General features: G+C 70.3%; 21 protein-coding genes and 1 riboswitch. Of the genes, 14 read left to right on the forward strand and 7 right to left on the reverse strand.

From position 1 onward, the window contains the following. The first annotated feature begins 9 nt into the window (after positions 1–9). The 9 genes from AB0472_RS11955 to AB0472_RS11995 all read left to right on the forward strand — a co-directional run bounded on the left by AB0472_RS11955 (position 10) and on the right by AB0472_RS11995 (position 9,395). Positions 10–642, forward strand: a complete 633-nt coding sequence (locus tag AB0472_RS11955) for an alpha/beta family hydrolase (protein WP_366355655.1) — start codon at positions 10–12, stop codon at positions 640–642. A 256-nt stretch (positions 643–898) separates the two neighbouring features. Then, a complete protein-coding gene (gene sigR / locus AB0472_RS11960; RefSeq protein WP_351957911.1) occupies positions 899–1,582 on the forward strand; it encodes an RNA polymerase sigma factor SigR in 684 nt (227 codons plus the stop codon). After that, entirely contained in the window at positions 1,579–1,905 is a 327-nt protein-coding gene (gene rsrA / locus AB0472_RS11965; protein WP_366355657.1) for a mycothiol system anti-sigma-R factor, read from the forward strand. The genes sigR and rsrA overlap by 4 nt, the downstream gene beginning before the upstream one ends. A gap of 163 nt (positions 1,906–2,068) precedes the next feature. Beyond that, positions 2,069–3,406 carry an HD-GYP domain-containing protein gene (locus AB0472_RS11970; protein ID WP_366355659.1) on the forward strand — a complete coding sequence of 446 codons (1,338 nt, stop codon included), beginning with the start codon at positions 2,069–2,071 and terminating at the stop codon, positions 3,404–3,406. An 83-nt stretch (positions 3,407–3,489) separates the two neighbouring features. After that, positions 3,490–4,734, forward strand: a complete 1,245-nt coding sequence (locus AB0472_RS11975) for an HD domain-containing protein (RefSeq protein ID WP_366355716.1) — start codon at positions 3,490–3,492, stop codon at positions 4,732–4,734. A 114-nt stretch (positions 4,735–4,848) separates the two neighbouring features. Further along, positions 4,849–5,856, forward strand: coding sequence for a hypothetical protein (locus AB0472_RS11980; protein ID WP_366355718.1), 1,008 nt, complete (start codon positions 4,849–4,851; stop codon positions 5,854–5,856). 122 nt (positions 5,857–5,978) lie between these two features. Further along, entirely contained in the window at positions 5,979–6,629 is a 651-nt protein-coding gene (def, locus tag AB0472_RS11985) for a peptide deformylase (protein ID WP_366355661.1), read from the forward strand. A 304-nt stretch (positions 6,630–6,933) separates the two neighbouring features. Continuing rightward, positions 6,934–8,019, forward strand: a complete 1,086-nt coding sequence (gene cyc1, locus AB0472_RS11990) for an epi-isozizaene synthase (RefSeq protein ID WP_366355662.1) — start codon at positions 6,934–6,936, stop codon at positions 8,017–8,019. Then, positions 8,016–9,395 (forward strand): cytochrome P450, encoded by a 1,380-nt coding sequence (locus AB0472_RS11995; RefSeq protein ID WP_366355664.1) that lies wholly within the window; start codon positions 8,016–8,018, stop codon positions 9,393–9,395. The genes cyc1 and AB0472_RS11995 overlap by 4 nt, the downstream gene beginning before the upstream one ends. Before the next feature lie 39 nt (positions 9,396–9,434). On the opposite strand, the gene AB0472_RS12000 is transcribed toward AB0472_RS11995, so the two are convergent. Next, positions 9,435–10,400: a helix-turn-helix domain-containing protein gene (locus tag AB0472_RS12000; RefSeq protein ID WP_366355666.1), complete on the reverse strand. Its 966-nt coding sequence runs from the start codon at positions 10,398–10,400 to the stop codon at positions 9,435–9,437. A 93-nt stretch (positions 10,401–10,493) separates the two neighbouring features. Here AB0472_RS12000 and AB0472_RS12005 point away from each other — a divergent pair, with 93 nt between their 5' ends. Next, positions 10,494–10,736: a hypothetical protein gene (locus tag AB0472_RS12005; RefSeq protein WP_366355668.1), complete on the forward strand. Its 243-nt coding sequence runs from the start codon at positions 10,494–10,496 to the stop codon at positions 10,734–10,736. Here AB0472_RS12005 and AB0472_RS12010 read toward each other — a convergent pair. From AB0472_RS12010 to AB0472_RS12035, 6 genes are all read right to left on the reverse strand, one after another. Then, positions 10,649–11,656: a ribonucleotide-diphosphate reductase subunit beta gene (locus AB0472_RS12010; RefSeq protein ID WP_366355670.1), complete on the reverse strand. Its 1,008-nt coding sequence runs from the start codon at positions 11,654–11,656 to the stop codon at positions 10,649–10,651. The genes AB0472_RS12005 and AB0472_RS12010 overlap by 88 nt on opposite strands. Further along, entirely contained in the window at positions 11,656–14,040 is a 2,385-nt protein-coding gene (locus tag AB0472_RS12015) for a ribonucleoside-diphosphate reductase subunit alpha (RefSeq protein ID WP_366355672.1), read from the reverse strand. Before AB0472_RS12015 ends, AB0472_RS12010 begins: the two co-directional genes overlap by 1 nt. A gap of 142 nt (positions 14,041–14,182) precedes the next feature. Next, positions 14,183–14,261, reverse strand: a riboswitch (cobalamin riboswitch). Between the two features lie 77 nt (positions 14,262–14,338). After that, a complete protein-coding gene (locus tag AB0472_RS12020) occupies positions 14,339–14,845 on the reverse strand; it encodes a GNAT family N-acetyltransferase (RefSeq protein ID WP_366355674.1) in 507 nt (168 codons plus the stop codon). A gap of 137 nt (positions 14,846–14,982) precedes the next feature. After that, a complete protein-coding gene (gene mctP / locus AB0472_RS12025) occupies positions 14,983–16,593 on the reverse strand; it encodes a monocarboxylate uptake permease MctP (protein ID WP_366355676.1) in 1,611 nt (536 codons plus the stop codon). Then, complete coding sequence (locus tag AB0472_RS12030; RefSeq protein ID WP_366355678.1) at positions 16,590–16,871, reverse strand: DUF3311 domain-containing protein; 282 nt, start codon at positions 16,869–16,871, stop codon at positions 16,590–16,592. Before AB0472_RS12030 ends, mctP begins: the two co-directional genes overlap by 4 nt. Before the next feature lie 173 nt (positions 16,872–17,044). Continuing rightward, positions 17,045–17,809 carry a GntR family transcriptional regulator gene (locus AB0472_RS12035; protein WP_366355680.1) on the reverse strand — a complete coding sequence of 255 codons (765 nt, stop codon included), beginning with the start codon at positions 17,807–17,809 and terminating at the stop codon, positions 17,045–17,047. Between the two features lie 359 nt (positions 17,810–18,168). Here AB0472_RS12035 and AB0472_RS12040 point away from each other — a divergent pair, with 359 nt between their 5' ends. The 4 genes from AB0472_RS12040 to AB0472_RS12055 all read left to right on the forward strand — a co-directional run bounded on the left by AB0472_RS12040 (position 18,169) and on the right by AB0472_RS12055 (position 22,992). Next, complete coding sequence (locus AB0472_RS12040; RefSeq protein WP_366355682.1) at positions 18,169–19,455, forward strand: extracellular solute-binding protein; 1,287 nt, start codon at positions 18,169–18,171, stop codon at positions 19,453–19,455. 223 nt (positions 19,456–19,678) lie between these two features. Beyond that, positions 19,679–20,653 (forward strand): sugar ABC transporter permease, encoded by a 975-nt coding sequence (locus AB0472_RS12045; protein ID WP_366355684.1) that lies wholly within the window; start codon positions 19,679–19,681, stop codon positions 20,651–20,653. After that, complete coding sequence (locus AB0472_RS12050; protein WP_352363278.1) at positions 20,650–21,492, forward strand: carbohydrate ABC transporter permease; 843 nt, start codon at positions 20,650–20,652, stop codon at positions 21,490–21,492. Before AB0472_RS12045 ends, AB0472_RS12050 begins: the two co-directional genes overlap by 4 nt. 9 nt (positions 21,493–21,501) lie before the next feature. Continuing rightward, positions 21,502–22,992: a glycoside hydrolase family 3 protein gene (locus AB0472_RS12055; protein WP_366355686.1), complete on the forward strand. Its 1,491-nt coding sequence runs from the start codon at positions 21,502–21,504 to the stop codon at positions 22,990–22,992. Positions 22,993–23,083: the final 91 nt, after the last annotated feature.

Below are 23,083 nucleotides of genomic sequence, written 5' to 3' on the forward strand. Positions count from 1 at the left end.
CCTTCTCGTGTGACCACAGTGAAGATCGTCGGTACCGAGGCGGGGGACGCCCGCATCACCTGGCACGAGGCGGAGCGGGCGCGGCTGGTGCTCGCCGTGGGCCACGGGGCGGGCGGGGGCATCGAGGCGCGGGACCTCCAGGCGATCGCCGCGGTCCTGCCCGGGCACGGCGTGACCGTGGCGCTCGTCGAGCAGCCCTGGCGGGTCGCCGGGAAGAAGCTCGCGCCCGCGCCGAGGACGCTCGACGCCGGCTGGCGGGGGCTGTGGCCCGCGCTCGCCGCGCCGGGCCTGCCGGTGGTGTCGGGCGGGCGCAGCGCCGGGGCCCGGGTCGCCTGCCGTACGGCGACCGGCCTGGGGGCGGTCGCCGTCCTGGCGCTGAGCTTTCCGCTGCACCCGCCGGGCAAGCCGGAGAAGTCCCGGGCCGCGGAACTGCTCGGGGCCGGGGTGCCCACCCTCGTCGTGCAGGGCGGGAACGACCCGTTCGGGAAGCCGGCCGAGTTCCCGGAGGGGGCGTACCGACTCGTCGAGGTGCCGTACGGGGACCATGGGTTCGCGGTGCCCAAAAGAGCGGAGACCGGGCCGGAACAGGCAGTGACCATCATCACGGACGCGGTCGTCGCATGGACCGCGTCGCTCGGGTGACGCCCGGGAATGTTGCGCGGCGGACCACTGTTGAGGCGAACAGAAGTGCTGGGGCACCAGCGCCGAGGCCGAACGAGAGGAAGTCCGCCGCATGGGTTCGACCATCTGCCCGAGCCGTAGCAGCAGCGCTGACCTGGACTGGACGGTGCTGCACGCGGCCAAGACCGCTCCTATTCGAGCGGCGGCAGGCACGGGTCGTGTTCTATCCTCCGAGACGAGTGGGATCGGTTTTGGTCCTGCCCGGGATCTTGAGGAGGTGGGTCCGGTCACCGGTACCGACGCAGGGACCGACAACGGCCAGGCGGAGCTGCCCGAGGGCCAGGGCGTCAGCGCGGAGTCGACCTCGGAGCGCACCGCGCGCTTCGAGCGGGACGCGCTCGAATTCCTCGACCAGATGTACTCGGCGGCGCTGCGCATGACCCGCAACCCGGCGGACGCCGAGGACCTGGTGCAGGAGACCTACGCCAAGGCGTATGCGTCCTTCCACCAGTTCCGTGAGGGCACCAACCTCAAGGCCTGGCTGTACCGCATTCTCACCAACACCTTCATCAACTCGTACCGCAAGAAGCAGCGCGAACCCCAGCGCTCCGCGGCCGAGGAGATCGAGGACTGGCAGCTCGCCCGTGCCGAGTCGCACATGTCGACGGGTCTGCGCTCCGCCGAGTCGCAGGCGCTCGACCACCTGCCGGACTCGGACGTGAAGGAAGCGCTGCAGGCGATCCCCGAGGAATTCCGCATCGCCGTCTACCTCGCCGACGTAGAGGGCTTTGCGTACAAGGAGATCGCGGACATCATGGGGACACCCATCGGTACGGTGATGTCCCGGCTGCACCGGGGCCGCCGCCAGCTGCGCGGCATGCTGGAGGACTACGCGCGTGAGCGCGGGCTCGTCCCGGCCGGCGCCGGAGAGTCGGACGAAGCGAAAGGCTCGGGCTCATGAGCTGCGGAGAGCCGCACGAGACGGACTGCAGTGAGGTACTCGATCATCTCTACGAGTTCCTCGACAGTGAGGTGCCGGACGTCGATCGCGTCAAGTTCAAGCAGCACTTCGACGAGTGCTCCCCCTGCCTGGAGAAGTACGGGCTGGAGGAGGCCGTGAAGAAGCTGGTCAAGCGGTGCTGCGGGCATGACGACGTGCCCACCGACCTGCGGGCCAAGGTGCTCGGGCGGCTGGACCTGATCCGCTCGGGACAGGCCGTCCCGGAACACGACGTCACGGCCGTCCGGACCGCCGAGCCCGCACCGGTCACGCCGGAGAGCTGACCGCCGCCGACGGCGCAGCGTCGCCCGCAGGCGGCGCGGAGCGGTTCCCGCCCCGGTGTCCCATCACCCGAACGTGCTAATCCTCCGGTCATAAGCCCCCGGACCCGCCGGCTCCCGCCCTAGGCTCCGGAGCCTGGACGGGCATGGTCGGGGGAGGGGCGAGATGGAGGCGGTCCCGGTACGGGTGCGCGCGTACATGACCTGCGTCACCCTCGCCGCGCTGCTCTGTCTGCTGCCACTGCCCGATCTGCGTACGCCCTGGTGGGCCGTCGCCCTCCTCGCCGCGCTCTACGCGGCCTGCGAGCACACCGTGCGGCGCCGCCTCGGCGGCACCTTCTACCCGGTCCTGCTCGCCGGTGCCTTCCTGCTGCCACCGTCGGCCGCCGCGCTCGTACCGCTGCCGGGTGCGCTGCTCTCCCGTGCCGACCAACGGCCGCAGGCGCTGCGCCGGACCTGGCGGGCCGCCGAGGCGGCGCTCGCCGTGTGGAGCGCCGGGCGCGTGCACTGGGCGCTGGGCGGCCGGGACTCGGTGGTGGGCTGCGACTTCCCGTACGCCCTGCTGCCCTGCGCCGCGGCCGTGCTGGTCTTCTGCGCCGTTCTCGCGTTGCTGGACGGCGGGATCCTCGCGGTCGCCGAGCGCGTCCCGGTCCGCCGGGCCTGGCGCGGTCTGTTCTCCCGCTCGCTGGCCCCGGTCGGGGTGCACGGACTGGCCGGGCTGATGATGGCCGTGCTCTGGCGCAGTCCCTACGGTCCCGTCGCCGCGCTGCTCGTCCTGCTGCCGATGTGCGTCTCCTGGTGGGTGTTCGCCCAGTACCACCGGGAGCGCGCCGCCCACCAGGCCACCATCCGCGCACTGGTCCAGGCCGTCGACATCAAGGACGGGTACACCCGCGGGCACAGCGAGCGGGTCGGGCAGGCCTCCGTGATGATCGCGCGCGAACTGGGCATGGCCGACGACCGGGTGGAGGTGCTCCGCTTCGCCGGCATCCTCCACGACGTGGGGAAGCTGGGCGTCCCCACCCGGCTGCTCCGCAAGAACGGGCCGCTCACCCCGGAGGAACGGCGCATCATCGAACTGCATCCCGAGTACGGCCACGAGATGGTGCGCGGGATCTCCTTCCTCGGCGAGGCCCGCGCGGCGATCCTCCACCACCACGAGCGCATCGACGGCAGCGGCTACCCCTACGGACTCGCGGGCGGCCAGATCCCGGAGTCCGCCCGCGTGGTGGCCGTCGCCGACGCCTTCGACGCGATGACGTCCACGCGCACCTACAGCAGGGCCCGGCCGGTGGCGGCCGCCGTGGCGGAGTTACGCCGGTGCGCGGGACGACACTTCGACGCGGGGATCGTCGACGCCCTGGCGCGAGCGCTGGCCAGAAACGGCTGGCACCCGGCGGTCACCGCCGACGCACCGCCACCGGACCCGGCGGACCCGTCCGGCCCGGCCCGCTCCGGTCCGCCGAGCGGTGACCGTGCGGGCGCCGGGCGAGGTGCCCCGTGACGTCCGGGGCCCCGGCGTTCGCCCCGGGACCGGCGGCCGGCGGCGCCGTCCCTGGCCGCGGTCCCGCCGGGCCGGCCGCGGCCCTGCGCGCAAGCCGCCCCGCCGCGCTCGGGGGCATCCGGCTCGCCGCCCTGCTCCTCGCCCTCGGCTGTCTCGCCGGCACCCTCTGGGAAGGGCTCGACGACCGTGGCATCGCCCTCGCCTTCGGCCTTCTCGTCGGCATCGGCGAGTGGGCCCGCTGGACCGGCGCCGAGGTACGGGAGGCCGCCCCGCTCGGCGCCGCCGGCGGGCTCGCCTACGCTCTGCTCGGCGGCGATGCCGGGGCCGCCACGCACGACGGCGCCTGCCAGGTCGTCACCGTCGTCTGCGTGGCCTCGCTGCTCGGCAACGTCCCGCACATAGCCGACGGGCGACGCCCCACCCTCGACCACCTCACGCGCCGCGTCCTCACCGTCGGCTTCACCGCCGTCTGCTTCCAACCCCTCTACAGCAGGGGCGCGTTGGAGCACCTGGCCGGACCGGCGTACGCCCTGCTGCTCGTCGCGCTCCTCGTGCTCACCGCGCTGTGCGACACCGTGCTCGCCGCCGCGCAGGCCCACGCACGCACGGGATGGCCGTTCGGGCCGCTGCTGCGCGACGAGCTGCGAGGGCTGCTCGGCATCGGGTCCGCCGTCTGCGCGACCGGGGCGGTGATGGCGCTGGCCGTCGCCGTCGTCGGACTGTGGGCGCTGCCCGTGTTCTGCCTGCCCCTCCTCCTCACCCAGCTCTCGCTGCGCCGGTACGCGGCGGTCCGGGCCACCTACCGGCAGACCATCGCCTCCCTTGCCCGCGCCACCGAGATTGCCGGGTACACCCCGGCCGGGCACGCCCGCCGGGTCGCCACGCTGAGCCAGGCCGTCGGGCGGGACCTCGGGCTGTCCGGAGCGGAGCTCACCGTCCTCGAGTACGCGGCGCTCATGCACGACATCGGCCAGCTCAGCCTCGTCGACCCGGTGCCCGCCGGGGCCACCGCGGGGCTGCCGGCGGCCGAGCAGCGGCGGATAGCCCTGCTCGGCGGGGCCGTCGTACGGCAGACCGGGGTGGCCGCGGCGGTCGCGGTGGTCGTCGAGCGGCAGGCCGACCCGTACCGGGAGCAGCCGGTCGCCGCGCGGATCGTGCGGGCCGTCAACGCGTACGAGGAGAAGGCCCGGGACTCCGGGCCCGGTGGCCCGCTGACGGCACTGGAGGAGTTACGGCTGGCGACCGCCGGGGACTACGCTCCGGAGGTTGTGGAGTCCCTGGCCCGCGTGCTCTCCAGAGACTGTCTGACCTTGCGCGCGGCTGGGTAACCCATGGGTAATGAGCGGCCCTCCCGTCGTACGTGGTTGGATGCGAGGGAGAGGGTGATGTCCGGGGGCACAAGCCAGCCCACTGTGCGGAACTGGAACTGGCAGGCGGGAATCGTGAGGATCTTCGGCAAGGGACGGCACCGGCCCTCCGCCTCCTGGCGGCAGGCCACCGACCGCGCGTTCACGCTGATCGGCGACGGCCGGTACGAGGACGCGGGCGAGCTGCTGACACGCGCCGCCGACCTGGAACCCTGGCTGTCGGAGTCCTGGTTCAACCTCGCCCTGCTGCACAAGTTCCGGCACGACTGGGAGCAGGCGCGGGCGGCCGGACTGCGGGCGGTGGCCCTCCTGGACCGCGAGACCGGGGCGCCCGACTGGTGGAACGTGGGCATCGCCGCGACCGCGCTGCAGGACTGGCCGCTGGCGCGGCGGGCCTGGCAGGCGTACGGGCTGCGGGTGCCCGGGGGCAGCTCCCGGCCGAAGGGCGGGGGAGGCGCCGGGGCCTCCGGTGAGCCGGACGGCATGGACCTGGGCAGTGCCGCCGTGCGGCTGTCCCCGGAGGGGGAGGCCGAGGTGGTGTGGGGGCGGCGGCTGGACCCCGCGCGTATCGAGGTGCAGTCCATTCCGCTGCCCTCGTCCGGGCGGCGCTGGGGCGAGGTGGTCCTGCACGACGGGGTGCCGCACGGCGAGCGGACCACGGCGACCGGGCACGCGTACCCCGTCTTCGACGAGATCGAGCTGTGGGCGCCGTCGCCGGTGCCGACGTGGGTGGTGCTGCTGGAGGCGGCCACCGAGGCGGACCGGGACGCGCTGGAGCAGCTGGCGGGGGACGCCGGGTTCGCGGCGGAGGACTGGTCCTCCTCGGTGCGGCTGCTGTGCCGGATGTGCTCGGAGTCGCGGATGCCGTCGGACGAGGGGGACGGGGTGCACCTCGATCCCCACGACCACAGTGAGCCGGGGCATCCGGGGCCGCTGGGGCATCGCACGGACGGGCAGCTGTGGGTGCCGGAGCGGGAGTGCGGGGTGGCTGCGCCGGCTTCGCTGGTGAGGGGGTTGCTGGACGGGTGGGTCGCGGACAGCCCCGATTCCCGGGACTGGCGGGATCTGGAAGAGGTCTGCTGAGGCCGTGTTCCTGATGCGGCCGGGGGGCTGATCGCGGAGTTCCCCGCGCCCCCAAAAGCATCCACGTACCCTGTACCTGCAACATCTCCCCCCTGTTTTACCTAGGAAGGCTTACGTCGGTCATGGCGCAGCAGGACACCGATCAGCAGCACGTGGGCGTGCTCCCCGTGGACGACGAGGGGTTCGTCGTCGACACCGAGGGGACCGAGGAGCGCGAGAACGCCTGGCGTGAGCGGGGGACGTCGCGGCCCATCACCGTCGTCGGGAACCCGGTGCTGCACAAGGAGTGCAAGGACGTGACCGAGTTCGGGGCGGAGCTGGACCAGCTCGTCGCCGACATGTTCGCCAGCCAGCGGACCGCCGAGGGCGTCGGCCTCGCCGCCAACCAGATCGGTGTCGACCTGAAGGTCTTCGTCTACGACTGCCAGGACGACGAGGGCGCCCGGCACGTCGGTGTGGTGTGCAACCCGAAACTGGTCGACCTGCCCGCCGACAAGCGGCGGCTGGACGACAGCAACGAGGGGTGCCTGTCCGTGCCCAGCGCCTACGCCCCGCTCGCCCGGCCCGACTACGCCGAGGTCACCGGGCAGGACGAGAAGGGCAACCCGATCAAGGTGCGCGGCACCGGCTACTTCGCCCGGTGTTTGCAGCACGAGACCGACCACCTGTACGGCTACCTGTACATCGACCGGCTCTCCAAGCGCGAGCGCAAGGACGCGCTGCGGCAGATGGCCGAGAACGAGCCTCGCTACCCCGTGGTCGCCAACGACTGAGACCCAGGGAACGCTGAAGGACAGTTGTGACGCCTGGTCGGACCTGCTCCGACCAGGCGTTCGTCATGTGCGGGCGGACTCGCTCGCCTGTGCGTCGTACATTCGATCCTTTGTGCACCCCTAGCGATCCTTAATCAGTCACACAAGGGGAGATTCTCGGCACTGGGGGGTAGTGAGTGAAGCAAATCCGTTCCCAGAGCGGTCAGTTGTGGTGCTGAATAGTAACTGCGGGGATACGCAACGGCGCACGCCCGGCACAGCGGGAGGGGCGTGCGCACCTGGCTCGGCTGAGAGGGGTTTGTTCGTGCATGCTTTCTCACACAGCACCACATCGACGCCGACGGCGGTCGCGGTTCCACCGCAACTCGCCCTCCCGGTGATCGAGGCCGAGTTTCCCCGGCAACTGCATCCGTATTGGCCACAGCTACAGGAGAAGACCCGCCTCTGGCTGCTGGAAAAACGGCTGATGCCGGCGGACAAGGTACGGGAATATGCCGACGGTCTTTGCTACACCGACCTCATGGCGGGGTACTACCTGGGCGCGTCCGACGAGGTCGTCCAGGCGATATGCGACTACAGCGCCTGGTTCTTCGTCTGGGACGACCGGCACGACCGTGACGTCGTGCACGGCAGGTCCGCCGACTGGCGGCGGTTGCGGTTCCGGCTGCACGCGGCACTCGACGCACCCCTGCACCATCTGCATCACCCGGACACCCTGGTCGCCGGGTTCGCCGACAGCATCGCGCGGTTGTACACGTTCCTGCCCGGGACCTGGAACCAGCGGTTCGCCCGGCACTTCCACGCGGTGATCGAGGCCTACGACCGGGAGTTCCGCAACCGCACCTCGGGATACGTTCCCGGGGTCGAGGAATACCTGGCCCTGCGGCGCCTCACCTTCGCCCACTGGATATGGACGGACCTGCTGGAGCCGAGCGCCGGCACCGAACTCCCGGACGCCGTACGGAAAAACCCCGTGTACCGCCGGCCGGCGCTGCTCAGCCAGGAATTCGCCGCCTGGTACAACGACCTCTGCTCGCTGCCGAAGGAAATAGCGGGCGCCGAGGTGCACAATCTCGGAATCAGTCTCGTCACCCATGAGGGAATGAGCCTGGAACAGGCGGTGGAGGACGTCAGGCGACGCGTCGAGGAATGCATCAGCGAATTCCAGGTGGCCGAGCGGGCAGCACTGCGGTTCGCCGCGGAACTCGACGACGGCACCGTGCACGGAAAGGAAATCGGCGCCGCCGTCACGGCCTGCGTCGGCAACATGCGGAACTGGTTCAGTTCCGTCTACTGGTTCCACCACGAGTCCGGCCGTTACATGGTCGACAGCTGGGACGACCGGTCCACGCCCCCGTACGTCAACAACGAAGCGGCAGGTGAGAAATGACCGTCGAGTCCGTGAAGCCCGCGACCGCCGAGGCTTCCGCACACGGTGAACTGCGCGAACCGCCCCTGGCCGGCGGCGGGGTGCCGATACTCGGGCACGGCTGGCCGCTGGTCCGCGACCCGCTGGCCTTCATGGCCCGGCTGCGCTCCCACGGCGACATGGTGCGCCTCAGGCTCGGCCCCAAGGAGGTCTACGCCGTCACCACCCCCGAACTCACCGGCGCCCTCGCCCTGAACCCCGACTTCGTCATCGCGGGCCCGCTCTGGGAGTCCCTGGAGGGGCTGCTCGGCAAGGAGGGCGTCGCCACCGCCAACGGCCCCCGTCACCGGCGGCAGCGCCGTACCATCCAGCCCGCGTTCAACCTCTCCGCGATCCCCGCGTACGGGCCGGTCATGGAGGAGGAGGCGCACGCGCTGACCGAACGCTGGCAGCCCGGCGCCACCGTCGACTGCACCTCGGAGTCCTTCCGGGTCGCCGTCCGGATCGCCGCCCGCTGCCTGCTGCGCGGCGAGTACATGGACGAGCGCGCCGAGCGGCTCAGCGTCGACCTCGCGAGCGTCTTCCGCGGTATGTACCGGCGGATGGTCGTACCGCTCGGCCCGCTGTACAAGCTGCCGTTGCCGGCCAACCGCGAATTCAACCGGGCACTGGCCGATTTGCATCTCCTCGTCGACGAGATCGTCGCCGAGCGCCGGGCATCTGGTCAAAAGCCGGACGATTTGCTGACGGCATTGCTCGCGGCGAAGGACGAGAATGGCGACCCCATCGGGGAACAGGAGATCCACGACCAGGTGGTCGCGATACTCACCCCGGGCAGTGAAACGGTCGCCTCCACGATCATGTGGCTGCTCCAGGTCCTCGCGGAACACCCGGAACACGCCGAGAAGGTGCGGACCGAGGTCGAATCCGTGACGGGCGGTCAGCCGGTCGGTTTTGAGCACGTGCGCCGGCTCACGTACACCAACAATGTCGTCGTCGAGGCGATGCGTTTGCGGCCGGCCGTATGGATATTGACGCGGCGGGCCAAGGCCGACACCGAGCTGGGCGGCTATCGCATTCCGGCCGGGGCCGACATCGTCTACAGCCCGTACGCCATCCAGCGCGACCCGCACTCGTACCCCGGGCACCTCGACTTCGACCCGGACCGCTGGCTGCCGGAGCGGGCGGGGGACGTGCCCAAGTACGCCATGAGCCCCTTCAGTGTCGGCAACCGCAAGTGCCCCAGCGACCACTTCTCCATGACCCAGCTCAGCCTGATCACGGCGGCCCTGTGCGCCAGGTACCGCTTCGAACAGGTCGCCGGGTCGAACGACACCACCCGGGTGGGCATCACCCTGCGCCCGCACCGGCTGCTGCTCGCACCCGTGCCCTGGTGATCCGCCGACCGACGGATCACGTCTGATACCGGCGCGCGCTCAGGCGGCCTCAGGGCCCCGGAACGCGCGCCGGTAGGCGTTCGGCGTGGTGCCCAGCGACTTGACGAACTGGTGCCGCAGCGCGGCCGCGGTACCGAAGCCGGTCCGGCCCGCGATGGCGTCCATCGTCTCGTCCGTCCCCTCCAGCAACTCCTGTGCCAGCAACACCCGTTGCCGCAGGATCCAGCGGTACGGCGTGGTGCCGGTCTCCTGCTGGAAGCGGCGGGCGAAGGTGCGCGGGGCCATCAGGGCGCGGGCCGCCAGCTGCTCGACGGTGACCTCCTCGTCGAGGTGCTCCGTCATCCAGGCCAGTACCCCGCCCACCGTGTCGCAGGGGCCCTCGGGCAGCGGGCGCTCGATGTACTGGGCCTGTCCGCCGTCCCGGTGCGGGGGCACCACCATCCGCCGGGCGATCTTCCTGGCGACCTCGGGTCCCTGCTCCTTGCGCACGATGTGCAGGCAGGCGTCGATGCCGGCCGAGGTGCCCGCCGAGGTGATCACCGGGTCCTCGTCGACGTACAGGACGTCCGGCTCGACCCGGGTGCGCGGATACCGGCGGGCCAGCAGCTCCGCGTGCCGCCAGTGCACGGCACACCGGCGCCCGTCCAGCAGCCCGGCCGCACCGAGCACGAAGACGCCGGAGCAGACGCTGAGCACCCTGGCCCCCCGGTCCACCGCCCGGCGCAGCGCGTCCAGCAGCTCGGGCGGGTGCTCCCTGGTGACGTTGGCGTCCGAGGCGGGCACCGCGATCAGATCGGCCTCTTCGAGACGGTCCAGGCCGTACGGCGTCGAGACGGTGAGGCCGGGGACGTGGGTGCCGAGCGCGGGACCCTCGGCCGAGACCACCGCGAAGTCGTACACCGGCAGCCCCTCGTCGGAGCGGTCGAGGCCGAAGACCTCGCAGACCACCCCGAGCTCGAAGGGGTGCACACCGTCGACGAGCACCGTCGCCACGTTCTTCAGCATGCTGCCAGTGTGCCTCGCCGCTGGCAGCAATTCGAGGGTGTGTGGCAGTGCTGCCACTCACGGTAAGGAGCATTCGGCGCGAGAGTGGTGTCCATGAACGGAAACCAGATCGAAGGTCTCGTCGGAATGGTCCTGGTCCTCGGCATCCTGGTCCTCATGGCCCTCCCGTCCGTGCTCGGTGTCCTGCGCGACAGGCGCATCGACCGGCAGATCAGGGAGGCCCACGAGGACCGCGGGGAGCGGCGGACTCAGAAGTCCTCGTCCAGGTCGACGGTGCCCTCCACCGCCACCTGGTACGCGGACGGGCGCCGCTCGAAGAAGTTCGTCAGCTCCTGAACGCCCTGCAGCTCCATGAAGGAGAACGGGTTCTCCGAGCCGTACACCGGGGCGAAGCCCAGCCGGCCGAGCCGCTGGTCGGCGACGCACTCCAGGTACTGGCGCATGGAGTCGGTGTTCATGCCGGGCAGGCCGTCACCGCACAGGTCACGGGCGAACTGCAGCTCGGCCTCGACGGCCTCCCGCAGCATGTCGGTGACCTGCTGCCGCAGTTCGTCGTCGAAGAGCTCCGGCTCCTCCTTGCGGACGGTGTCGACCACGTCGAACGCGAAGCTCATGTGCATCGTCTCGTCACGGAACACCCAGTTGGTGCCGGTGGCGAGACCGTGCAGCAGACCCCGGCTGCGGAACCAGTAGACGTACGCGAAGGCGCCGTAGAAGAACAGGCCCTCGATGCACGCGGCGAAGCAGATGAGGTTGAGCAGGAAGCGGCGGCGGTCGGCCCGGGACTCCAGCCGGTCCAGGTTCTCCACCGAGTCCATCCACTTGAAGCAGAACTCGGCCTTCTCGCGGATGGAGGGGATGTTCTCGACCGCCGCGAAGGCGGCCGCGCGGTCCTCCGGGTCGGGCAGGTAGGTGTCCAGGAGCGTCAGGTAGAACTGGACGTGCACGGCCTCCTCGAACAGCTGCCGGCTCAGGTAGAGCCGCGCCTCGGGCGAGTTGACGTGCTTGTACAGCGTCAGCACCAGGTTGTTCGCCACGATCGAGTCGCCGGTGGCGAAGAACGCGACCAGCCGGCCGATCAGGTGCTGCTCCATCGGGGACAGCTTCGCGAGGTCGGCGACGTCGGAGTGGAGGTCGACCTCCTCCACGGTCCAGGTGTTCTTGATGGCGTCCCGGTAGCGCTCGTAGAAGTCCGGGTAGCGCATCGGGCGGAGCGTGAGCTCGAAGCCGGGGTCGAGAAGGTTCTTGCTGGACATCACTGGCAGGCCTCGCAGGACTCGGGGTTTTCCAGGGAGCAGGCGACGGCGTCTTCGGGGGCCGCCTGCTGGACGGGGATGGTGGCCTGGGCCTGGGCGGCGCGGGCGATCCGGGTCGCCGGGCGCGAGCGCAGGTAGTACGTCGTCTTCAGGCCCGACTTCCAGGCGTACGCGTACATCGAGGAGAGCTTGCCGATGGTCGGCGTCTCCAGGAACAGGTTCAGCGACTGGGCCTGGTCCAGGTACGGGGTGCGGGCGGCGGCCATGTCGATCAGGCCGCGCTGCGGGATCTCCCAGGCGGTGCGGTAGAGGTCGCGCACCTCCTCGGGGATCCAGACGAAGTCCTGCACCGAGCCGTTGGCCTCGCGCAGCGCCTCGCGGGTGCGGGCGTCCCAGACGCCGAGGTCCTTGAGGTCCTGCACCAGGTAGGAGTTGACCTGGAGGAACTCACCGGACAGCGTCTCGCGCTTGAAGAGGTTCGAGACCTGCGGCTCGATGCATTCGTAGACGCCCGCGATCGAGGCGATGGTGGCGGTGGGGGCGATGGCGAGCAGCAGGCTGTTGCGCAGGCCGGTCGTCGCGATCCGTGCGCGCAGCGCCGCCCAGCGCTCCGGCCAGGTGAACTCGACGCCGTAGTGGTCGGGGTGCAGCACGCCCTGCGCGGTGCGGGTCTTCTCCCAGGCCGGCAGCGGGCCACCGCGCTCGGCGAGGTCGGCGGAGGCCTCGTACGCGGCGAGCATGATCCGCTCGGCGATGCGGGTGGACAGCGCCTTCGCCTCGGCGGAGTCGAAGGGCAGGCGCAGCTTGAAGAAGACGTCCTGGAGACCCATCGCGCCCAGTCCGACCGGCCGCCAGCGGGCGTTGGACCGTCCGGCCTGCTCGGTCGGGTAGAAGTTGATGTCGACGACCCGGTCGAGGAAGGTGACGGCGGTGCGGACGGTCTCGTCGAGCCGCTCCCAGTCGATGTCACCGGTCGTCGTGTCGACGAACGCACCGAGGTTCACGGACCCCAGGTTGCAGACGGCCGTCTCGCCGTCGTCCGTGACCTCCAGGATCTCCGTGCAGAGGTTGGAGGAGTGGATGACATGGCCGGGGGTGGCCGTCTGGTTGGCGGTGCGGTTGGCCGCGTCCTTGAAGGTCATCCAGCCGTTGCCGGTCTGCGCCAGAGTCCGCATCATCCGGCCGTACAGGTCACGGGCCGCAACGGTCTTGCGGGCCAGTCCCGCGGCCTCGGCCCTGCGGTAGGCCGCGTCGAACTCCGCGCCCCACAGGTCCACGAGTTCCGGCACGTCGGCGGGGGAGAACAGCGACCACGGCTCGTCCGCGTTCACCCGGCGCATGAACTCGTCGGGGACCCAGTGCGCGAGGTTGAGGTTGTGGGTACGGCGGGCGTCCTCACCGGTGTTGTCCCGCAGCTCCAGGAACTCCTCGATGTCGGAGTGCCAGGTCTCCAGGTAGACCGCGGCCGCGCCCTTGCGCCGGCCGCCCTGGTTCACGGCCGCGACCGAGGCGTCCAGCGTCTTCAGGAACGGCACGATGCCGTTGGAGTGCCCGTTGGTGCCGCGGATGAGCGACCCGCGCGAGCGGATGCGGCTGTACGACAGACCGATGCCGCCGGCGTGCTTGGAGAGCCGCGCGACCTGGTGGTAGCGGTCGTAGATCGAGTCCAGCTCGTCCTTCGGGGAGTCGAGGAGGTAGCAGGACGACATCTGGGGGTGCCGGGTGCCGGAGTTGAAGAGGGTGGGGGAGGACGGGAGGTAGTCGAGGCGGCTCATGAGCCCGTAGAGCGCGGCGACTTCGTCGACCGACCGTGCGGTGTCGTCCTCGGCGAGACCGGCGGCGACCCGGAGCATGAAGTGCTGGGGCGTCTCGATGACCTTGCGGGTGATCGGGTGCCGGAGCAGGTAGCGGCTGTGCAGCGTGCGCAGGCCGAAGTAGCCGAAGCGGTCGTCGGCGGCCGGGTCGACGAGCGCGTCGAGGCGGGCCGCGTGCAGCCGGGCGAACTCGGCGGTGCGGTCGGCGATGAGGCCCTCGCGGTGCCCCACCGCGACGGACTCGGTGAACGAGGTCACGCCCTGCGAGGCGGCCTCGGCGCGGACGGAGACGGTGAGCAGACGTGCCGCCAGCCGCGAGTAGGCGGGGTCCTCCGAGATCAGGCCGGCGGCGGCCTCGGTGGCCAGCTCGCGCAGCTCCGACTCGTCGGCCCGCGCGGACCGGCCGCGCAACGCGGCGGCGGCGACCCGGCCGGGGTCGGCGTCGGGGAGGTCGGCGGTCAGCTCGGTCAGGGTCCGCAGCAACGCGGTACCGGGACCGTCCTGCTCCACGGATGCCGTGGACGCCACGGAGATGGTCGCTGAAGCCGGGTCGGCTGGCGCGATGGTCACGTGGGGCTCTCCCTCGCTGGGCACGGGGCCTGGCGGAGGGCAGGGGGCAGCACGAGCGCGGGCACGCGTCGAGACCCTGGCCCACTCCACGAGGCCCGGACGTCAGAACGCCCGTACCGGGTGGCCGGGCGTGCTGTCGGCAGGTCCTCGGACTGACTCCTGTGCACGAACATGCACAAGTACACCGTTGCGGGACAGTTCCGGATTCGCACCGGATTCCCCTGCGGCGACAGCGAGCATGAGCATACATCTAGTGCCGGGCTGTCACGTCACCCCCAGATGTTGTGTCGTGGCGGTGTCAGAGCGTCAACTCGTAGGTGAGGAGAGTGATGTCGTCCAGCTCCGGCAGGGGATTCCAGTCCCGCTGAGGTGTACGGACGAAGCCGAGGCGTTCGTAGAGCCGGTGGGCGGTGTGCATGGTCCGCTGGGTGGACAGTACGACGGCCGTGCGGCCCGGCACGGCTCGCGCGCGGGCGAGGCAGGCCCGTACGAGGGCCTCGCCGGCGCCGCGACCGCGGGCGGCCCTGGTGACGGCGAGCATCCTGATCTCGGCCTCCGAGGGGGCGGCGATGTCGGCCATCGGACCGGGGCCGGGGGCGAAGGTGACACCGCCGAGGAGGGTGTCGCCGGCCACGGCGACGAGGACGGTGGCCGCGGCTGCCCGCTTCGCGACGTCCCTGAGTTCGGTCAGGTACGAGTCGCTCTCGCCGAAGTCGAGGAGGCCGTCCTGGAGGTAGGCCTCGGCGGTGATGTCGCCGAGGGTGTCGTACTCGGCGGGTTCCACTTCCCGGATGACGATGTCCATGCGGGTGAGTGTGTACGACAGCGGGCCGCCGTCGTGCTCGATTTTCGGCGGCCCGCTGCGGGTCGTGGCCGGCTGGTCGCGCGGGTCCTCCCCCAGCCTGCGGCCGGGGTGCCCCCGGCGCCCCTTCGGGGCGCGCCCTAGTGGGCGCTTCCCGCGACGGCCGGGGGCAGTTCCACCTCGACGCCCGGGTCGCCGGCATCCGCCGTGTAGTCCTGGGGGCTGGTCTCGTCGAGGCCCTCGGGGGCGTTGAGAGCCTTCAGGACGAAGGTGAGGACCACCGTGACCACCACGTTCATCACGAAGGCCGTCAGGCCGATGTAGCCGATCTGGCCGAGGCCGGGGATGTCCTTGGACGAGCCGCCGAAGTGCGCCTGGGTCGGGGAGGCCACGCCGTACGCGGCGACCGTGCCGTAGACCATGCCGACCGCCCAGCCCGCCAGCAGGGCCCAGCGGTGGAACCAGCGGGTGAACAGGCCGCCGACCAGGGCCGGGAAGGTCTGCAGGATCCAGATGCCACCGAGCAGCTGGAAGTTGATGGCGACCGTCTTGTCCATGGTGAGGACGAAGACCAGCGCGCCCACCTTCACCAGCAGGGAGACCAGCTTGGAGACCTGGGCCTCCTGCTTCGGCGTGGCGTCCGGCTTGATGAAGTCCCGGTAGATGTTGCGGGTGAAGAGGTTCGCGGCCGCGATGGACATGATGGCCGCGGGGACCAGGGCGCCGATGCCGATCGCCGCGAAGGCCACGCCCGCGAACCAGTCCGGGAACATGTTCTCGAACAGCTGGGGGATGGCCAGCTGGCCGTTGGTGACCTTGACGCCGGCCGCGATCGCCATGAAGCCCAGCAGGGCGAGCAGACCCAGCATCAGGGAGTACAGCGGCAGGATCGTGGTGTTGCGGCGGATCACGTCACGGCTCCGGGAGGAGAGCGTCGCGGTGATCGAGTGCGGGTACATGAAGAGCGCGAGCGCGGAGCCCAGCGCCAGGGTGGCGTAGGTCCACTGGCCGGCTCCGGGCGGGACGAGGCCGCCCGCTCCCGCCGCCGTGAACTTGTCGCCCGCCTTCGCGAAGATGTCGTCGAAGCCGCCCAGCTTGATCGGGATGTAGATGATCGCCACCGCGATGACGAGGTAGATCAGCCCGTCCTTCACGAACGCGATCAGGGCAGGGGCGCGCAGTCCCGAGGAATAGGTGTAGGCCGCGAGCACACCGAAGGCGATGAGGAGCGGGAGGTCCTTCACGAACCAGTTGGTGCCGTCGCCGCCGCCGACGCCCATCACGTCCAGCACCGCCTGGATGCCGACGAGTTGCAGCGCGATGTACGGCATCGTCGCCAGGATGCCGGTCAGCGCGACGGCGAGCGAGAGGCCCTTGGAGCCGAAGCGGCCGCGCACGAAGTCCGAGGTCGTCACGTAGCCGTGCTTGTGCGAGACCGACCACAGGCGCGGCAGGAACGTGAAGATCAGCGGATAGACCAGGATCGTGTACGGCACCGCGAAGAAGCCGGCCGCGCCCGCCGCGTAGATCGCCGCCGGTACGGCGACGAAGGTGTAGGCCGTGTACAGGTCGCCGCCGAGCAGGAACCAGGTGACCCAGGTCCCGAACGACCGGCCGCCGAGCCCCCATTCGTCGAGGGAGTGCTCGTTGTCGGCCTTGCGCCAGCGCGCGGCCAGGAAGCCCATGACCGTGACGGCCAGGAAGAAGAAGATGAAGACGCCGAGCGCGACGCCGTTCACACCGTCCTTCACCGCTGTGCACCCCCGTCCGTGCTCGTCGCGGCCTCGGCCTTGCGGGTGCGCTGGTCACGCTGCCACAACCGGTACGCGGTCATGGTGAGCGCGGTGGAGAGCAGCACCCACAGCATCTGGTACCAGTAGAAGAACGGGATCCCGATGAACACCGGGTCCGTCTTGGCGTACGAGCCCACCCAGAGCATCGCCACGAAGGGCGCTATCAGGCAGACGGCGATGGCAACGCGCATGGGCGTCACCACCGCCGCTTTGGTCACATCGGACGCATCTGACATCTCGCGGCTCCGTCCCCTCACTGACCGCACGGCGATCACCGTTGTTCACCTGTGTAATGCGCAGGCAATCATGGCGAACGCGAAAGGTCAGCGGAAGACCTCATCCGCATATCGGCATGTCGATTCGGTGGAGAAGAGTGACGTGCCGTCAGGGGGACCTGGTGCGAACGGGCTCAGTCCTGGGGCCGCTTGAGCCGCGCGACGAACTTGTAGCGGTCGCCGCGGTACACCGAGCGCACCCATTCCACCGGCTGGCCTGCGCGGTCCAGGGAGTGGCGGGAGAGCATCAGCATCGGCAGACCCACGTCGGTGCCGAGCAGGCCGGCCTCGCGCGGGGTTGCGAGCGAGGTCTCGATGGTCTCCTCGGCCTCGGCGAGATGCACGTCGTACACCTCGGCGAGGGCGGTGTACAGGGACGTGTACTTGACGAGGGAGCGGCGCAGGGCGGGGAAGCGCTTCGCGCTCAGGTGCGTGGTCTCGATCGCCATCGGCTCGCCGTTGGCCATGCGCAGCCGCTCGATGCGCAGCACGCGCCCGCCTGCCGTTATGTCGAGCAGCCCGGCGAGCCGGTCGTCGGCGGTGATGTAACCGATGTCCAGCAGCTGCGAGGTCGGCTCCAGGCCCTGGGCCCGCATGTCCTCCGTGTACGAGGTGAGCTGGAGCGCCTGGGAGACCTTGGGCTTGGCGACGAAGGTGCCCTTGCCCTGGATGCGCTCCAGGCGGCCCTCGACGACGAGCTCCTGGAGGGCCTGGCGGACGGTGGTGCGGGAGGTGTCGAACTCGGCGGCCAGGGTGCGCTCGGGCGGGACCGGGGTGCCGGGGGCCTGTGTCTCGGTCATTTCGAGCAGGTGCTTCTTCAGGCGGTAGTACTTGGGCACGCGCGCGGTACGGACGGCTGTCCCGCTCTCGTTCTCCGCACTGCTGACGTCGGTGCTCATGCTCCGCCTTCCCGGCTTATTGATGCGGCTCGCCTCGTGGCACGGCAGCGTACGGGATTCCGCCTGCACGCTGCGTGATCCCCTCTGTATACCGTCGCGGGCGCTGTTGGTCTAGTCCACCGAGTGAGTGGTCTACCGGAATTGTCTCGTCCGCGCCCCGGGTTTTCGAGGGTTTCTTACTTAAAGGTTCCTGCATATGTAGGTCGCATAACGGCTGGTCGGAGCCCATTCGACCACCCTTGACAGGCCTGGTGGTCTGGGCCAAGCTTCCCGCACTGGTCTACACCATTGGTCCAGGTCCCGGCCCAACGCTCGTGCGGGGAGGCAGGGGGGTTCGTGGCATCCCTGAGGAGGGTGGCGTGAAGCGCAAGCTGATAGCCGCGATTGGTATCGCGGGCATGGTCGTCTCCGTCGCGGCGTGTGGCAACGACAGCAAGGACGACAACAAGTCCCAGGGCTCGGACGCCAAGGCGCTGACCGTCTGGCTCACGGTGGACGCGCAGAACAACTGGCCCGACCTGGTCAAGGCCGCCGACGCCGCCGTGCAGAAGAAGCACCCCGGCATCAAGATCAACCACGAGTACTACGGCTGGCCGGACAAGAACACCAAGCTGGACGCCGTCCTCGCCACGGACAAGGCCCCCGACGTGGTCGAGATGGGCAACACCGAGATGCTCAGCTACATGGTCAAGGGCGCCTTCGCCCCCGTGGACGCCTCCCAGTTCACCAACTCCGACCAGTGGCTCGACGGCCTCAAGGCCTCCGTCACCTACCAGGGCAAGACCTACGGCGTGCCGTACTACGCCGGTGGCCGCGTGGCCAACTGGCGCAAGGACATCGCGGCCTCGGCCGGCATCAAGACCACGCCGAAGACCTACACCGAGCTGACCGCCGACCTGGACAAGATCCAGAAGAAGGAAGGCGACAAGTTCAGCGCCTGGTACCAGCCCACCCGCGACTGGTACGCGGCCATGTCCTTCGTCTACGACGCCGGCGGCTCCATCGCGGTGGAGAACGGCGGCAAGTGGCAGGGCAACCTCGAGTCGGCCGAGTCCATCAAGGGCCTCACCGAGTTCAAGAACGTCATCGACAAGTACATGCACGGTGACAAGACCAAGGACGAGTCGGACCGCTACATCGTCTACGGCCAGGGCAAGTCGGCCATGATCTTCGGTGCCGCCTGGGAGGGCGCGACCGCGGCCGACCCGAAGAACGACAAGACCGGCGGCAAGCTGAAGGACAACCTCGTCAACTTCGTGATGCCCGGCCCGTCCGGCAAGAACATGCCGGTCTTCCTCGGCGGCTCCGACCTCGCCATCCCGGTGAAGTCCAAGGCGCAGGGCGTCGCCGCCGAGTGGATCAACGCGTTCACCGGTCCCTCCGGCCAGAAGGGCCTGATGGCCAAGGGCAACCTGCCGAACAACAAGACCGACCTCGCCACGCTGAAGAACGACCCGGCGACCGCGGTGCCGGCCGAGGCGGCCGAGTCCAACTGGTTCGTGCCGATGGCGCCGGGCTGGGGCCAGGTCGAGAAGGCCCAGGTGCTCCAGACGATGCTGCAGAACATCGGCACCGGCAAGGAGAGCGTCGAGGCGGCGGCCAAGGAGGCCGACGCGGCGATCGACAAGGTCATCAACACCCCGTGACGGTCCACGGCCGGGCCTGACCGACGGGGGGCAGGTCCGGCCGGTGGGTTGATGTCAGAAGGTCCGCGATGGGTTGGTGGGTTGATGCCGGTTCGTCGTGGCTGGTCGCGTCCGCGCGGCGGAGCCGCAAATTGATTTCGCCCCGCGCCCCTGAAGGCGCGCGAAGCGCGCCCCGAGGGGCGCGCTGCTGGCGGCCTCTCTCGATCTGTTTGAGGAGCGCACGATGAGTGCCGTTGATACGACCACACCCGCCAAGGTGCCGGCACCTCCACCGGACTCCCCGCAAAGACCACGTGCGAACCGGCGTTCCGGCGGGCCCGCCGTTCCCTGGCTGCTGCTCGCCCCCTGCCTGCTGATCCTGGCGCTCGTCCTCGGCTACCCCCTCTACCGGCTGGTCACGCTCTCCTTCCAGGATTTCGGGCAGTCCCAGCTGTGGGGGTTCAAGCCGGCCGAGTGGGTCGGGTTCGGGAACTTCTCCGAGGTGCTCGGCGACAGTGAGTTCTGGCAGGTCGTGCTGCGCACGATCGTCTTCGCGGGCGGCTCCGTCGTCTTCACCATGGTCGTCGGCATGCTCGTGGCGCTGCTGCTGCAGCGCGTCTCCGGCTGGGTGAAGACGCTGGTCAACATCGCGCTGGTGGCCAGCTGGGGCATGCCCGTCATCGTCGCCACGACGGTCTTCAAGTGGCTCTTCGACTCCGACTACGGCATCCTCAACGCCCTGCTCAGCAAGCTCCCCGGGGTCGACATGGTCGGCCACAACTGGTTCGCCAGCGGGCCCGAGGGGCTCGCGGTGATCATGCTCCTGGTGGTCTGGGGAGCGGTCCCCTTCGTGGTCATCACGCTCAGCGCGGGACTCACCCAGGTCCCCAAGGAGCTGGAGGAGGCCGCCCGCCTCGACGGCGCCGGCCCCTGGGGTGTCTTCCGCTACGTCACGCTGCCCATCCTCAAGCCGGTCATCGTGATGCTCACGACGCTCTCGGTCATCTGGGACATGGGCGTCTTCCCGCAGGTCTTCGTGATGCGCGGCGGCCACCCCGAGGCCGAGTTCCAGCTGCTGACCACCTGGTCCTACGACCGCGCCTTCGTCGTCAACGACTACGGGCAGGGCTCCGCGATCGCCCTGCTCACCGTGGTCCTCCTGCTCGGCGTCGTCGCCGTGTACATGCGCCAGATGCTGCAGATCGGAGAGGTCGAATGAGCACCGTAGCCACCCCCGGCCGCAGGAGGGCCAAGGCCGGCTGGAACCTCCTCGGCCTCCTCGTCTTCGTCGTCGCGGGCTTCCCCGTCTACTGGATGCTGAACACGGCGTTCAAGCCGGCGAAGGACGCCATCGACCCGGACCCCAGCCTGCTGCCCACCGGCGTCACCCTGTCCAACTTCCGCCGCGCGCTGGACATCGCCGACTTCTGGGGCCCGGTCGGCCGCAGCCTGATCGTGTCCCTCTCCGTCGTGGTGATCGGCATGGTCATCGGGCTGCTGGCCGCCCTCGCCATCTCCCGGTTCGCCTTCCGCGGCCGCAAGGTCGTGATCGTCGGCATCCTCGCGGTCCAGATGATCCCGCTGGTCGCCATGATCATCCCGGTCTTCCTGCTCCTCAACGACCTGGACCAGTACGACAAGCTCAGCGGCCTGATCATCACCTACCTGACCTTCATCCTGCCCTTCACGGTGTGGACCCTGCGCGGATTCATCGTCAACATCCCGAAGGAGCTGGAGGAGGCCGCCATGGTCGACGGCTGCTCCCGCACCGGCGCCTTCGTCCGCGTGGTCTTCCCGCTGCTCGCCCCCGGCCTGGTCGCCACCTCGGTCTACGGCTTCATCCAGGCCTGGAACGAGTACCTCTACGCCCTGATGCTGCTCAGCCAGGAGCACCAGACGGCGACCGTCTGGCTCGCCAACTTCACCACGAAGCACGGCACCGAATACGCCCCGATGATGGCCGGCGCCACCATGCTCGCCGTGCCGATCGTCGTCCTGTTCCTCCTCGTCCAGCGCAAGATGGCCGCGGGCCTCACCGCGGGCGCCGTGAAGGGATAACCCCATCCGATGACGACATTCGCCAGCGGTACGGACACACTCACGCGCGACGCGCTGACGGTCCTCCAGCCGGGCTTCACCGGCACCACCGCCCCCGACTGGCTGCTGCGCCGACTGGGCGAGGGCCTCGCCTCCGTGGGCGTGTTCGGCCGCAACATCATCTCGGCCGAGCAGCTCTCGGCCCTCACCGCCCAGCTGCGCGCCGAGCGGGACGACGTCCTGGTGGCGATCGACGAGGAGGGCGGTGACGTCACCCGCCTGGAGGTGCGCACCGGTTCCTCCTTCCCCGGCAACCACGCCCTCGGCGCCGTCGACGACCCGGAGCTGACCCGGCAGGTCGCCCTCGAACTGGGCCGCCGCCTCGCCGCCTGCGGGGTCAACTTCAGCTGGGCCCCGGTCGCCGACGTGAACTCCAACTCCGCCAACCCGGTCATCGGCGTCCGCTCCTTCGGCGCCGACCAGGACCTGGTCGCCCGGCACACGGCGGCCTACGTCACCGGTCTCCAGGCGGCCGGGGTGGCGGCCTGCACCAAGCACTTCCCGGGCCACGGCGACACCGCCGTCGACTCCCACCTCGCGATGCCCCGCATCGACGCGAGCGCCGAGGTCCTGCACGCCCGTGAACTGGTGCCCTTCCGCGCGGCCATGGCCGCCGGCAGCCGCGCCGTGATGAGCGCCCACATCCTGGTCCCCGCCCTGGACCCGACCCGGCCCGGCACGCTGTCCCACCGCGTCCTCACCGAGCTGCTGCGCGGCGAACTCGGCTACGACGGCCTGATCGTCACCGACGGCATCGAGATGCAGGCCATCGCCGGGACCTACGGGATCGAACACGGCACCGTCCTGGCGCTCGCCGCTGGTGCCGACGCGATCTGCGTGGGCGGCGGCCTCTCCGACGACGAGACGGTACGACGGCTGCGCGACGCCCTCGTCGCCGCGGTCCGCTCCGGGGAACTCCCCGAGGAACGCCTGGCGGACGCGGCGCAGCGGGTGCGGGCCCTGGCGACCTGGACGGCCACGACGGAGGTGGCCCAGCCGGACCCGGCCCTCACCGACATCGGCCTGGTCGCCGCCCGCCGCGCGCTCCGTGTGACGCGCGTCGACCCCTACACGGCCCCGGCCGAACCGCTCTTCGTCGCCTCCCTCACGCCCGAGACCAACATCGCCGTGGGCACCGAGACCCCGTGGGGCGTCTCCGCCGAACTGACCCGGCTGGTGCCCGGCACCGAGACCGGCAGTTTCGCCGGCGAGGACGCGGGTCACGCGGCGATCGTGGCGGCGGGGGACCGCAGGATCGTCGCGGTGGTCCGGGACGAACACCGTCACCCCTGGATGACCGCGGCCCTGGACACCCTGCTCAAGGCCCGCCCCGACACCGTCGTGGTGGAGATGGGCGTACCGCAGGCCACGCCCCGGGGTGCCCTGTACATCGCGACGAACGGCGCGGCCCGGGTCTGCGGAATGGCGGCGGCCGAGGTCATAGCGGGCGTCACCGCGTAGCGGATCCCGTCGGGGTGGGGGGGGGGGGCGGCGGGCGGCGCCCCCCCGCCCCCCCACGCCGCCCCCCCCCCGCGCGCCGCCCCCCGCCCCA

Source organism: Streptomyces sp. NPDC086777 (assembly GCF_040702065.1).
In the GTDB taxonomy this organism is placed as follows: Bacteria; Actinomycetota; Actinomycetes; order Streptomycetales; family Streptomycetaceae; genus Streptomyces.

Excerpts from the sequence above, each read along its gene's own strand:
- rsrA (WP_366355657.1), top strand. The coding sequence starts at position 1,579 with ATGAGCTGCGGAGAGCCGCACGAGACGGACTGCAGTGAGGTACTCGAT.
- AB0472_RS11970 (WP_366355659.1), top strand. The coding sequence starts at position 2,069 with ATGGAGGCGGTCCCGGTACGGGTGCGCGCGTACATGACCTGCGTCACC.
- def (WP_366355661.1), top strand. The coding sequence starts at position 5,979 with ATGGCGCAGCAGGACACCGATCAGCAGCACGTGGGCGTGCTCCCCGTG.
- AB0472_RS11995 (WP_366355664.1), top strand. The coding sequence starts at position 8,016 with ATGACCGTCGAGTCCGTGAAGCCCGCGACCGCCGAGGCTTCCGCACAC.
- AB0472_RS12000 (WP_366355666.1), bottom strand. The coding sequence starts at position 10,400 with ATGCTGAAGAACGTGGCGACGGTGCTCGTCGACGGTGTGCACCCCTTC.
- AB0472_RS12005 (WP_366355668.1), top strand. The coding sequence starts at position 10,494 with ATGAACGGAAACCAGATCGAAGGTCTCGTCGGAATGGTCCTGGTCCTC.
- AB0472_RS12010 (WP_366355670.1), bottom strand. The coding sequence starts at position 11,656 with ATGTCCAGCAAGAACCTTCTCGACCCCGGCTTCGAGCTCACGCTCCGC.
- AB0472_RS12020 (WP_366355674.1), bottom strand. The coding sequence starts at position 14,845 with ATGGACATCGTCATCCGGGAAGTGGAACCCGCCGAGTACGACACCCTC.
- AB0472_RS12030 (WP_366355678.1), bottom strand. The coding sequence starts at position 16,871 with ATGTCAGATGCGTCCGATGTGACCAAAGCGGCGGTGGTGACGCCCATG.
- AB0472_RS12035 (WP_366355680.1), bottom strand. The coding sequence starts at position 17,809 with ATGAGCACCGACGTCAGCAGTGCGGAGAACGAGAGCGGGACAGCCGTC.
- AB0472_RS12045 (WP_366355684.1), top strand. The coding sequence starts at position 19,679 with ATGAGTGCCGTTGATACGACCACACCCGCCAAGGTGCCGGCACCTCCA.
- AB0472_RS12050 (WP_352363278.1), top strand. The coding sequence starts at position 20,650 with ATGAGCACCGTAGCCACCCCCGGCCGCAGGAGGGCCAAGGCCGGCTGG.
- AB0472_RS12055 (WP_366355686.1), top strand. The coding sequence starts at position 21,502 with ATGACGACATTCGCCAGCGGTACGGACACACTCACGCGCGACGCGCTG.